Source organism: Alteromonas sp. G4i35, assembly GCF_054960375.1.
In genome coordinates this window covers 1-12,046 of record NZ_JBHNZD010000050.1, presented here as the reverse complement: position 1 = coordinate 12,046, position 12,046 = coordinate 1, and the positions used below count along the sequence as shown (strand labels likewise).

The following is a 12,046-nucleotide window of genomic DNA, read 5'->3' as shown; positions in this document are numbered from 1 at the left end:
TGTATGCTGAAAAGCCGGCTGAACTGAATCAGAGTCTTACAGCACCCACAGAGCCAGAAGTTCTAGATTACTTTCGTTTTGAAAAGCCAAAAGACAAACGGAGTCTTCCGAGAACCTGGAGGACTCGCAAAGACCCATTTGAACACGCCTGGGATGATATAAAATTTAAACTTCAATTAGAGCCTCACTGCACAGCCCCTGAAATTATTGAATGGCTCTCAGTTCGTTATCCTGATCGCCACGATATGGGGCAAGTTAGGACCCTGCAAAGACGTATTTCAGCGTTTCGTTTACGTGACCAGACTTATCAGGCTAAACTAACCGAGTTAATGCAAACAGAATGATTTTAGACCGACATAACCGAACGATTGGCTAAGTGTTATTTTTTCATGAGTCAATACGAACCGTTCAAGTTAATTGTCGCTTTATAATTGCCTATTTATGCTGCTTTATGCATGAATCACAACGTGACTTAGCAAATCCCGAATTACCCCAAACAAAAGCGACTTTTGGTCGGTTCCGCTCTTCCTCATCTGAAAAAGATTATTTAAAGCTTTCTGTAATGATTAATAAAAAGTTGACTAAAAAAACTGTGCTACATAGAGCTTCAATAGCCTAATCAAATCGTTTTAACAAACTGGATATTTATCGTCTTTATTAAGACAACATCAGTCTGTTTGTAACCAAGGCACTTCCTTGGTCTAAAATTCAGAGCACGTTGCGCTTGCGCAATCTGCTCATCTGTTAATGTGTTTAGGTCTCTGCCTTTGCTGATGTGCTTCCGTAGTAACCCGTTAGAGTACTCATTTAAACCTCGCTCCCAAGACGAATAGAGATTGGCGAAATAGACACCTATTTTCAGCTTCTCAGCCCCCCGATTGATGTAAGTAAATTTGAGCGAATCCTGGTTAAAAATAAATACGCAATCTGACGTTTTATCAACAATGCTTTTTAACTCACGTAGCTCCGCCTCTTATTCTGTCTCGTTACCGGTACTTTTTACAATGACCAGCGCGACTGGCTGATTATAAAGGGTAGTTACGATAGGAGAAAACTGCACAGAAACGTGGTGTTGTCTTTATATATAAAGCGGCTTTCAATATTGCCAGATGAGTGAGAAAGGTACTTAAAAGAAGAGGGGTATTTTTTTTTGCAATACTGGGAATCTATATCTGATAGTGAGAGCTGGCGAATGTCGACATCGCTTTGGACCACCATAATCTGAAACGGCTTGTTACTGTAAATAGTACGACCTTGCTGGTCGAAGATAACAATCCCGTCAGTCACATTGTTTATCAGGTGCTTTATTGGCTCCGGGAGGTCCGCGTCGCCAAACTATGAGCCTTGCTCACCTAATACGCCAGGCTCATACAATATATTCTCAATACCTACAGCGTGCTGACGCTCAACGTTAAAAATAAAGTGCTATTGCCCTCCTCACCATTTTTTGTCGCGCACACGCAAAACAGAGTTGTCACTCAGGTTAGAGAGCATCGTTTTCTGACATTATCGTTGTTATGTGTACGCTTTAATTAACAGCCACGAAAGTGGCGGAATTCAATAGTTATACTTTAGTTTAGTTGGTAAAGCGCACTACGCAATGAATGAATGTGAAAATAATGCTGCGATTGCGTTTTGCTGTTCGAGTTTGGGTTATGTCGAGCCGCACAAGCAGTTTCATAACATCGATTGAAGCAATTCATCTTTCTTTATAAAGTGATGGTAAAGCGCTGAAGGTAAATGAACACTTACTACGCACCGGTGTTAACATATACTTTTTTGTTCGAATATCAATTAGTAGGTTACCGCTATTGATATAAGTTTTTTGTTATATAAAAATCAGAACTCATATCATCGCTTCTTTAAGGCTGGAAAATGAAAGACAAGATACTCTCCATCACGCTAATTTGTATTATTGTGCTTAAAATAGCAGATCTCAATGCGGATATTTCCGATGACGCGGAAGTCGCCCATCTTATTCAAGAATCTTTTTTAATTCTGGTTTCCTCTGCACTGTTTCTTTTTCTTATCTTTGATATCCGCCAACGTTCTAATAACGCAAAAGCGTTAAAGGCAGAGCTTGCTGCCTCGTCTGAGAGAGAGCAGAAAGTAACCGCCGAGCTACATCAATCGAAACAGCTTTTCTCAAAAGCGATTGAAACACAATTTAATGTTTGGGCCTTAACGCCAAGTGAGAAAGAAGTAGCCATGTTTTTATTGCGAGGCTTAACGCTGTTAGAAATTGCAGAAATGCGGAGTACTTCAGAGAAAACAATACGCCACCATGCTTCTGCAATTTATCGTAAAGCAGATTGCAAAGGCAGGCATGAACTAGCGGCTCTTTTTTTCGAAAACTTGATTTAAATCATAACAATACAGCCTTCATAGGCGGTTTGACCTAGAACATTAGGTGCTATGCCCAATATCTTTTTCATCTTGTTTACCGTATTGTCATTGTAGTTTGTGAACATGAATGCACCCGAAATCTATTACGTGTATTTCTAAAACGAGAACCTATGACTCACTACTTAACATTCCTAATTTTTCTAGTTCTGCTACTAGCAAGTGGTAACGGTATTGCGAAAACCTTGCCCGATATCTACGACGGAGCCCGCACCCGCCTTACTCAGCTTTATCAAAACGACCCCGACCAAATAAAGCGTAAAGTAAAAGCAGTCAATCATTGGCTTCAAGGTCCTGCGTCATTACAGCTTGTTGCGCTACCAAGTAATACCGCTAATGGCGAGGATGAGTACGAAATTGGCGTATTTCTGCCATTTAGATCGCCCCAAGGGCGCGCCCTAGATAAGCAGCAAAGCGAGCTAACCCAACGCTTTAGTAAGGCGCGGGAACAACGTTTCTCATTATTAGCAAGCGGCTTGTTTAGAGAAGCGCTCTGGCGGCGAGTTATGGCCCAAACCGAACTTGAGGGGTTAAAGAAAAAGCAGAAGTGGATTGATTCGCTAGACGTCACCATACAAAAGCTGTCTCAAAATGGTGAACTTGGCCGCGCTACACTACTGCGCTGGGAGCAAGAAAAGTTGTCTCATCAACTCACCCTATCTCAAGCGAAGATTGCACTAAACAATGCAAAACAACGCTACAGAGAAATTGCGGGAACTCAGGACCTACCTGATTCGCCACAAGAAACGGTGATACCGAACATTGATAACGCAATTCAAACACACCCAGAGCTCACGTTACTTTTATTAAGTCAGCAACAGTTAAATTTGAACTATGACTTTGCCGACCAGTCGCTTGCACCATGGACGTTGGGCATTATTGCCCGACAGCTTAAAGGGCCCGCTGGCAACAATAATTTACTTGGCGTAAGTGTGAATATTCCGCTAACTGGAAGTGATACTACCTCGGTTAACGATTACGCCCTTTGGCGAGACGCTAGCAATGCATTAAATGGTTCACTGGCTACAACATATGCACGCATACAGCAGCAACTCAGCGAAACCACAGCCACCTATGAATATACAAAGGAGGCTGAAAAAGTGCTGTCGAAACAAGTGACACTCGGTGAAGAGATTGCAGCCTTATATTTAAAGCAGGCTGATAGCTTGCCCAAAGTAGTTTGGCTAGAACAGTTGCTTTCACAGCAGGATACTATTTTAGCATTAGAAAAAATGAAAGTACGTCGCGCAGAAGCTGCGTCTAAACTTAATCAGATTGCAGGAGTTGCACTGTGAACTACGCCATTTTTCGTCATGTACTGGTTTTATTTTCAATGGTGTTAGCTTGTGATGTGCATGCAAGCAACTCAGTATCACTGGGTGAGCTTGGTAAGTTATCGCTTACTTACACTCCAATCAATGCAGTGAGTACGATGGAAAAGCCAGCTTCCACTGGCATAGTAAAAGTACTGCCCGGTTCACCTCTTCAAATAATATCGCCCATGGACCCACAAAAAATAGAGTATTTAGTGGCACATGGCGAAAACGTAAAACAAAACCAACGCATTGCAATGTTAAGCGGCAGCGAAGTCCATCATTTTCGCGACAATCTAGCGGCTAAAACAGCACTGCTGAAAATAGCAAAATCGCGTTTTGATAAAAACCGCGAACTTGCGTCAGTGAATGCAATTTCACAAGACAAGTGGCTTAACATTGCGCAGCAATATTATGACGCTCAACTTACATGGGGGCACCTGAATCATTTCGCGGAAATGTTTGAGCCTCATTCAGACGAGGATATGGGTTATCTATTGGCGCCATCAAAAGGTATATTTATGCTTCCTGAACAACGATCTAATGATATAAAAACCCAGGCTACAGAAACCCAGTTAGGTGCCATTGTCAACCCAAACTCTATTCGTCTTACCACGCTTGTGAATGCGTCTGAAAAAGAATTTGTAGAAGCCATTCACACTGACTCATGCAGTGTCGAGGTTGAAAAAATAGAAAAAATTAACCACCGCTTTTTTGTGCGCGTGTGGTCAGCGCCATTACCTGAAGGCTGTGCACTGCAACTTGGCGCACAAGTCAATGTACGGGTACAGCTGTCGGTATCTGCTCATTCTGTTCCAGCGGCCAGCGTCTTTTATTTACATGGTCAAGCATCGATATTTGTTCGCCACGATGACACGCTCAAAGCGGTGCCCATCACTCTTATCGGAAACACAGATAACGATAGCGCGGTTTTCACGGCACCGGATTTGACAAATAACGATGAAGTGCTTACGTCCTCAATAAGCGCGGTTCAGGGAATTTTACTGGGCCTTGGGGGTATTGAATGATAGGCCGCATTGTTCAGTTTGCCCTTGTTCAACGACTTTTCATCTTATGTATTTTTTTAGCGTTGATATTTTTTGGCTATCGCGCTTGGCAAACGTTGCCGGTAGATGCTTTCCCCGACATATCGCCAACCCAAGTGAAAGTAATTATGAAGGCCGACGGCATGACCGCCGAGGAAATGGAAGCACAAATTACTCAACCTATTGAAGTTGAGTTGTTAGGTATACCTCATCAAACCATTCTGCGCTCGACAACAAAGTACGCCATTACTTCTATCACTTTAGATTTTGAAGAAGGTACAGATATTTATTGGGCTAGACAGCAAGTGAACGCCAGGCTAGCCGCCGTTAGCTCAATATTGCCCAGCATTGCTGAAGGCGGCATTGCGCCAATGAGCACGCCGCTATCTGAAATGTTTATGTTTACCATTGAAAACCCTTCATTATCTCTACAAGAACGCAAATCGATCCTCGACTGGGAGATAAGACCAGCACTTCGCACCGTTGCGGGTGTGGCCGATGTAAACGTATTGGGTGGTTACACCAAAACATTTCAGTTTGCCCCCGACATTGCCAAATTAAACGCTTTTGAATTTAATATTGACCAACTGTCGGGTGCACTTCAGCAAGCCAATGTAAATGGCAGTGTAGGGCGAATTAAGGCAGGTGTAGATTCATTAGTGATCCGCACCGAAGGCCGTGCTACGTCTATCGACACACTGGGTAACATTATTGTAGGCAACTATCAAAATGAACCTATAGCCCTTAAGCAATTGGGTGCCATTTCACTTGGCAGTTTAACCCGTTACGGTGGTGTAACACGCGATGGAAAAGAAACCACGCAGGCCCTTATTGTTGCCTTAAAAGACAGTAATACCGCAGAGGTTGTCAGCGATGTTATGACAAAGTTAGAGGCCATTGAACAAACCTTACCCGCGGGCACAACCCTTGACGTTTTTTACAATCGCAAAACCCTAATTGATACTGCGGTGGGTACTATTACAAGTGCGCTTGGGCAAGCAGTGATTATTGTTATATTAGTGCTTGGGTTATTTTTAGGTAACGTGCGCGCGTCTTTCGTTGTGGCACTTGTTATACCTGTGGTGGTGCTACTCACCTTTTTGGCCATGAAAGTAACTGGTTTAACCGCAAACTTAATGAGTTTAGGTGGGCTGGTTATTGCAATAGGCATGTTGGTCGACGGCGCCGTAGTGGTAGTAGAAAACACCGTATCTCAACTTGGTAAGGCGCAAAATTTACCCCGGCTGCACCTTATTTACAGAGCAACACGTGCCGTTGCCGTCCCGGTCATAGCGGGAACAGCTATTGTAATTGTTGTGTTTGTGCCTCTACTTACGCTTACCGGTTTAGAAGGAAAGCTCTTCTCGCCAGTGGCAATGACCATTGTGTACGCCATGCTGGCATCTGTGCTAACTGCGCTAACGCTTATTCCCGTTGTTGCATCTTATGTGCTTACCAGTAAGGATGGCACTACCCCAGGTTACTTAACTAAACTTCAAGCACTTTATCGCCATTCGCTAGGCGTACTGTTAACCCACAGTAAATTGCTGGTAGCTGGTGTGCTATGCCTTTTGTTGTTAAGTGGCGTGTTGTTCGGCCATTTAGGTAAAACCTTTATGCCGGTGATGGACGAAGGCGACATTATTGTGCAATTAGAAAAATCGCCCACTATTTCATTGGCCTCTTCGCTAGCATTAGATAAGCAGGTAGAGCTTGCTTTGCTGTCTGAATTTCCTGAGATAAAGCATATTGTTGCAAGAACAGGGTCTGACGAATTAGGGTTAGATCCAATGGGGCTTAATGAAACCGATATATTTTTGCAGCTATCACCGCCCGACACATGGCGTTTTAAAAACAAGAGCGAACTTGAAACAGCTATTCGCGATGCTCTTGCGCACTTTCCAGGTATGAATATTGGGTTTACCCAGCCTATACAAATGCGCGTGTCAGAAATGCTTACCGGGACAACAGGTACTCTGGCAATTAAAATTTTCGGTAGCGACTTTACGCAGTTATCAGCCATAGCCAACGACATTGCTGACGTAGTTCGCAACCAAGACGGCGCTGTAGATGTAAACGCCACGCTAATTGAAGGCGGTGACTTTCTTAGCGTAGTTCCCAAACCAGGCGTAGCTTTAACCTATGGCATGAGTACATCTTCTTTGTCTCAATATTTAAAGATGCAAATATCGGGGCTTCACGTGGGAGACGTTATACAAGGGCGCGTAAGAACACCTATTTATTTTGGCAACCTTCAACGCGGGGAAGCTAGGCTCTCCTCGCCCGCGCAATTAAATAATATGATGGTATTGATGCCAAATAACGAATTGCTGCCCCTATCTACCCTTGCTGATATAAAGCGCACCCAAGGCCCGGCCATTATAGAGCGCGAAAAAGCACTTCGCTTTTCGGTAGTGACATCGAATGTTGAAGGCCGCGACTTGGTAGGGTTTGTTGACTCAGTGCGCAATGCGGTAGCTAGCACCATCAATTTGCCCGCAGGTTACTCAGTAGAATATGGTGGCGAATTTGAAAATCAAATACGGGCCAGTAAAAACCTGATGACTGTTATTCCCATCGTAATAGTCATCATTATCCTTATTCTATTTACCATATTTGGAAGGTGGTCACTAGCGTTGCTTATTCTGGCTAACGTGCCGTTTGCTTTGATGGGCGGTGTATTTGGGTTGTTTGTGACCGGTGAATACCTTTCGGTACCCGCCTCAGTTGGGTTTATTGCACTTTTAGGTGTAGCCGTACTCAATGGCGTAGTGATGATTTCATATTATGAAGATTTAAAGGGTAAAGCGATGCCGCTTTACGAATTAGTGAAAAGCGGCGCAGTAGCGAGACTACGGCCCATTCTAATGACGGCAACAACGGCAATGTTTGGCTTACTTCCCCTCGCATTTGCCAGTGGCCCGGGCGCTGAAATACAAAGGCCTTTAGCTATTGTAGTAATTGGCGGATTAATTACCTCTACGTTTATAACGCTGTATTTATTGCCCATTGGCTACTATTACTGGGAGCGAGGGAAACATGCCTGACACGGTTAACCTTACTGTTTATGTTGAACAAAAGCGCAAAGAGGATGTAATAGATTGCTTATTACCACTTACCTGTATTTCTGGCTTTTCGATATCGCCATGCTTTGGTTACAGTCGTGACAATGCAAAATTAGACCTTGCTGAACAAGTGGCTGGCGGGCGGCAGCTTTGGAAACTTGATATTCTGCATAGCGATAAAGACACCAATGCTATTATTAGCGCACTGCAAAGTGTTAACACACATAACCCTATGCGTTATGTGTTATCGCCAGTAATTTCACACGGGCATATTTAACCTTCTTTTAACCCGCATAAAAACTGATACCGCAATTGCCAGACGCTGCGAATGTAAGGGGCTATCGATTTTTGCTGAACACCTAAGCTCAATAGCTTCTGATTAACTTATAGTTGAGTAATCAAATTTATGATGGGAATTCCTCAAAAATAGCCACAAATAAAAGGCGTTTCACTTTATAGTTAATAAGGTATTTAGGTGCAGATTGGCGCTGACGCATGATGTTTATTAGGTGAATACAAGTCGTGGGTTGTGCCATCAATCGCTGTGAATAGCTCGCGATAAAGGAACAATATGAAGGAATTGCCGGCAACGTATTGGTTAACCGAACTGCTAGATGTAAAAGCATTAGATGTTAGTGTATCGGAAAATGATGAGTTTTTAGGGCATAGGTTGCCATCATCTACCGGTCGCGTTTTTGGCGGCCAAGTATTAGCGCAGGCCCTGATGGCTGCATCGAAAACCGTGTCCGCCGGCTAGCTTGTGCACTCTTGCTATGTAAGCGACCATTTTAGACCGTATTCATCCATTTAGTGTTTGGGGTTATCCTCGTGCATGGGCATTTTTTCCATGTCCAGCCGCGCTTCGCATCCAAAGATATACTCCTCTTGCTTCTCCCTGATCAAATGCTCACCTACCGCACGAATATCATCTGAGAACTTTTTCTTTTTGTGCTTGAGCAGTCGTTTGCTCCACAAGCAGTAACGCCCCTGGTAGTAATACAGCGGTTTTATCTGTGTCCGGCGCTTATTGATAAACACAAACCATTCACCACAATGCGCTTGCATACCCAACTGGTTTTGCACCAGTGCCGGCAGTATACAACCAAATTCGCCCATTGGTTAATGGGTAACATCAGCTCGTGCTGTTCATTCGCAGGACCACACCACCAGACAGAGCCAATTCAATCTACCACTGTTCAGACTCCCGAGAAACCGAAGGCGTAAGTGATAACCACTCCTGAGGCTCATCAACGGAATGGGGAATAGCTGACAGCTTTTTGCCCCAAAGATAAAAGCCCGAAACTGTAATGTTCTCACTCGTACACTAATCTCTGACTGTTAAATCCAGGGAGCCTATGTTAAGCGTTGAGTCAGCTCGGGAAAGACGGTCTAAAATGCTCGCTTTCTCTTAAACAACGACCAAAATCTAAAAGCACCCAGCTTTTTCATTACACCTGTATCCTTGCACAGACCCGCAAGTCTTAATTAATTGATATTCAACATTGCTTTGGTTTACAGACCTTAGTTTAGACTATAAAAATCAGTAGATGAACGTCTAGTGCCGGAGATAGTCAAAGGGAATTGGAAAAAATAACATTACTTTATCAGAGAAAATCTCAGAATCGACTAGAAACTAAAAGTCCTTTAGATCTCTTCAGTATTATATTCATGATTTCACAAGTTTCCGAGCTCATGCCATTAGAAATATGCCGGTTGTTCGTCACACTAAATAATGTTTAAAAAACAGGTTAAAACTTCGAATATAGGTCATTTGACCCACTCTATTTGTTACTAATGACCTATTTAATGTTTAGAAATTTTCGTAAATACTACTCTCGAATTTGGATTAACAACGGGTTTCCTCTATGAATAAAATTATTGCCTTAATTATTTTGCCATTAGCTCTCATCGGCTGCGGCGGTGGTGACAGCACCGAACTCAACGAAACGAGCAACTCATCTGCTCCGCCCCCAGAAACGGCGCCGCCCCCTGAAGGCACAACAACGACTACCGGCACTGCTAAACGAGGTATCATCACTGGGTTTGGCAGCGTGTTCCTTGATGGAGAGCGCTATAATACCGATAGTACAAATATTGTTATTAATGGACGAGAAGGTCAGAGTATTGAAAGCCTAAGAGTAGGAATGAACATCAACCTAGTTAGCGATGAAGGCGGCGAAACACTCTCGGCACAGCAGATTGAGTATGACTCAGGACTGAAAGGTTTTGTGCAGTCTATTGACCGTGTAAACCAATTTATTACTGTCTCAGGTGTCGAAGTTTTCTACGACGACTTAACTCATTTCATTGCCATTTCGCTGGCATCTTTAAGCGTTGGAGACCGGGTAGAAGTAAGTGGATATGCACTGGTAGACGGACAGTTTCAGGCAACTTATATTGAAAAAGAATCTGATACCGATAACGGAGAAAACGAGTATATTACCGGCCTCATTCAGAATTTGGATCTAGATAATATGCGGTTTTCGATTGGGAGTGTCTCGGTTGATTACTCTAATTCCCGAGTTGAAGGAGCCCTGGCAAATCAAGTACTTGTAAAAGTTGAAGGCACTTTTAACGACAATGATTTTGTTGCTATTGAAGTTGAAGTAGAAAACTATGATAACCACGACAAATATGAAGAGGCGGAAATAGAGGGCGTTATTACTGGTTACGACAATATCGCCAATACATTGGACGTTAATGGGCAACAATTTGAATTAAGTGACTCAGTTACTTTCTCTAATGGCTCATCTACAGACCTGAAAGTTGGAGTCTTGGTTGAACTAAAGGGATCTTTTGTAAATGGGAGCTTTGTTATCAACCATATCGAGTTTGAGAATGAGTATAGTAATGATGGCGTGCTCAAAGGCGCAATTACCGCAATCGACTATGAAGCAATGACTCTCACCGTTGGAGGCAACACATACTTTGCGAATTCACAGACACGCTATGAGGCCGAAAATGATCAATATTTTTCATTTACTTCTCTGCAGCTCAATGATTTTGTGGAAGTGGTTTACGCCAAGAAAGAGGAACGCTTTACCATTTTAAAAATCGAGCGGGAGCGTGAAGAAGAACGTTACGAAGAATCTGAAATTAAAGGGCAAATTATCGCCTTTTCTAATTCGGAAATTGAAGTATCAGGACTACTAATACCGCTATCACAACAAGCAATTTATGTTGTTGATGATACCCGAGTTGCATTGACCGAATTTATCAACCAACTCGCTAGCGGGCTTTATGTTGAGATAAACGGGACGTTCGATACAGACGGCATATTCTCCCCTGCGAAGTTTGAGCTTGAGATTCAAGACAATGATGATGACGGTGATGATGATCGCGAAGGTGGCAGTGGTTATGTAGAATTGGAAGGCCGCATCACCGATATACTTTCCGCTACGTCATTTACGCTGGGTTCTTATACCGTGGACATTAAAAATGCAACCAAACTTGAAATTGACGATAGGCGTGTTTCTGTTGATGAGTTTATAGCTGCTTTGCAAATAAATGATGTTGTTGAAGTTGAAGGCACTTGGTCATCAAACAATGTCATTAATGCATATGAAGCGGAGCTAGAGGATGATTAGAGTAGAATCATTCAATAACCACGTCTTTATAAGTATTTTAACCTCTACTACATGAGAGTACCGAGCCTAGGTATGCGGAATTCTGCGTATACCTAGGCCTATTTTTCATAATTTATGATTCTGGCCTTTTGCCAACGCAGCCAACTTCCTAATATTCTCTCACATTTGTAACCGAAAAAGCGCATTTGCAAACTTAGTAACAGGCGACCAACGTACTATTCAAACTCATAAAGTCTCTTAATGCTCCATCTGGGTATTGGCTATGTTTTGTAAGTACTAAACTCTAGGTTCTTCACTGTTAACAAGTGCCTTAGGAAATGGGAGCTTAAAATTGTGAAAAATGACTGTAGATCCCAAGGATAGGGATATACCAACATGCACGACAACGCACCAAACTACGCTTCTTATTCTGTGGAAGAACTCGAAGACGTTATTGCGAATATCGATGCACCGGCTTTCCTGAGCGCTACAAAGCGGCGCATGCTGCACGCTCTGAAAAACTGCTTTCACAGCCTGAGCGGAACCAAGCTGTTTATGATGACGAAGTAAGTTCATCCCACACAAAAGTAAAGTGGTCAGAACATCTACTCATAACACGAGTAATGTTTATATCGTTTTTGACCTTGCTACTT

9 protein-coding genes and 2 pseudogenes are annotated in these 12,046 nt (G+C 43.0%); 9 read left to right on the top strand and 2 right to left on the bottom strand.

What is annotated here, in order from left to right; genetic code table 11:
- Positions 1–344, top strand: a pseudogene (locus ACFI6L_RS19900) (hypothetical protein); the annotation flags it as partial.
- Positions 345–619: 275 nt separating this feature from the next.
- Here ACFI6L_RS19900 and ACFI6L_RS19895 read toward each other — a convergent pair.
- A pseudogene (locus ACFI6L_RS19895) lies at positions 620–868 on the bottom strand (transposase); the annotation flags it as partial.
- 1,007 nt (positions 869–1,875) lie between these two features.
- On the opposite strand from ACFI6L_RS19895, the gene ACFI6L_RS19890 reads away from it, so the two are divergent.
- From ACFI6L_RS19890 to ACFI6L_RS19865, 6 genes are all read left to right on the top strand, one after another.
- Positions 1,876–2,364, top strand: coding sequence for a helix-turn-helix transcriptional regulator (locus tag ACFI6L_RS19890; RefSeq protein ID WP_273001140.1), 489 nt, complete (start codon positions 1,876–1,878; stop codon positions 2,362–2,364).
- A gap of 152 nt (positions 2,365–2,516) precedes the next feature.
- The gene (locus ACFI6L_RS19885) at positions 2,517–3,698 is read left to right on the top strand and encodes a hypothetical protein (RefSeq protein ID WP_273001139.1); all 1,182 of its coding nucleotides are present in this window, start codon (positions 2,517–2,519) and stop codon (positions 3,696–3,698) included.
- A complete protein-coding gene (locus ACFI6L_RS19880; protein WP_273001138.1) occupies positions 3,695–4,744 on the top strand; it encodes an efflux RND transporter periplasmic adaptor subunit in 1,050 nt (349 codons plus the stop codon). Before ACFI6L_RS19885 ends, ACFI6L_RS19880 begins: the two co-directional genes overlap by 4 nt.
- The gene (locus tag ACFI6L_RS19875; RefSeq protein WP_273001137.1) at positions 4,741–7,809 is read left to right on the top strand and encodes an efflux RND transporter permease subunit; all 3,069 of its coding nucleotides are present in this window, start codon (positions 4,741–4,743) and stop codon (positions 7,807–7,809) included. Before ACFI6L_RS19880 ends, ACFI6L_RS19875 begins: the two co-directional genes overlap by 4 nt.
- Entirely contained in the window at positions 7,802–8,104 is a 303-nt protein-coding gene (locus tag ACFI6L_RS19870; RefSeq protein ID WP_273001136.1) for a DUF3240 family protein, read from the top strand. The genes ACFI6L_RS19875 and ACFI6L_RS19870 overlap by 8 nt, the downstream gene beginning before the upstream one ends.
- A 294-nt stretch (positions 8,105–8,398) precedes the next feature.
- Positions 8,399–8,584 carry a hypothetical protein gene (locus ACFI6L_RS19865; RefSeq protein WP_273001135.1) on the top strand — a complete coding sequence of 62 codons (186 nt, stop codon included), beginning with the start codon at positions 8,399–8,401 and terminating at the stop codon, positions 8,582–8,584.
- Between the two features lie 50 nt (positions 8,585–8,634).
- On the opposite strand, the gene tnpB is transcribed toward ACFI6L_RS19865, so the two are convergent.
- Entirely contained in the window at positions 8,635–8,943 is a 309-nt protein-coding gene (gene tnpB / locus ACFI6L_RS19860) for an IS66 family insertion sequence element accessory protein TnpB (RefSeq protein ID WP_435787355.1), read from the bottom strand.
- Between the two features lie 749 nt (positions 8,944–9,692).
- On the opposite strand from tnpB, the gene ACFI6L_RS19855 reads away from it, so the two are divergent.
- Together ACFI6L_RS19855 and ACFI6L_RS19850 are read left to right on the top strand one after the other, a co-directional pair.
- Positions 9,693–11,414, top strand: coding sequence for a DUF5666 domain-containing protein (locus ACFI6L_RS19855; RefSeq protein ID WP_273001133.1), 1,722 nt, complete (start codon positions 9,693–9,695; stop codon positions 11,412–11,414).
- 375 nt (positions 11,415–11,789) lie between these two features.
- Positions 11,790–11,963: a hypothetical protein gene (locus ACFI6L_RS19850; RefSeq protein WP_273001132.1), complete on the top strand. Its 174-nt coding sequence runs from the start codon at positions 11,790–11,792 to the stop codon at positions 11,961–11,963.
- Positions 11,964–12,046 lie beyond the last annotated feature (83 nt).

Coding starts and splice junctions, on each gene's coding strand:
- ACFI6L_RS19875 (WP_273001137.1), top strand. CDS start 4,741: ATGATAGGCCGCATTGTTCAGTTTGCCCTTGTTCAACGACTTTTCATC.
- ACFI6L_RS19850 (WP_273001132.1), top strand. CDS start 11,790: ATGCACGACAACGCACCAAACTACGCTTCTTATTCTGTGGAAGAACTC.
- tnpB (WP_435787355.1), bottom strand. CDS start 8,943: ATGGGCGAATTTGGTTGTATACTGCCGGCACTGGTGCAAAACCAGTTG.
- ACFI6L_RS19890 (WP_273001140.1), top strand. CDS start 1,876: ATGAAAGACAAGATACTCTCCATCACGCTAATTTGTATTATTGTGCTT.
- ACFI6L_RS19885 (WP_273001139.1), top strand. CDS start 2,517: ATGACTCACTACTTAACATTCCTAATTTTTCTAGTTCTGCTACTAGCA.
- ACFI6L_RS19855 (WP_273001133.1), top strand. CDS start 9,693: ATGAATAAAATTATTGCCTTAATTATTTTGCCATTAGCTCTCATCGGC.
- ACFI6L_RS19870 (WP_273001136.1), top strand. CDS start 7,802: ATGCCTGACACGGTTAACCTTACTGTTTATGTTGAACAAAAGCGCAAA.
- ACFI6L_RS19865 (WP_273001135.1), top strand. CDS start 8,399: ATGAAGGAATTGCCGGCAACGTATTGGTTAACCGAACTGCTAGATGTA.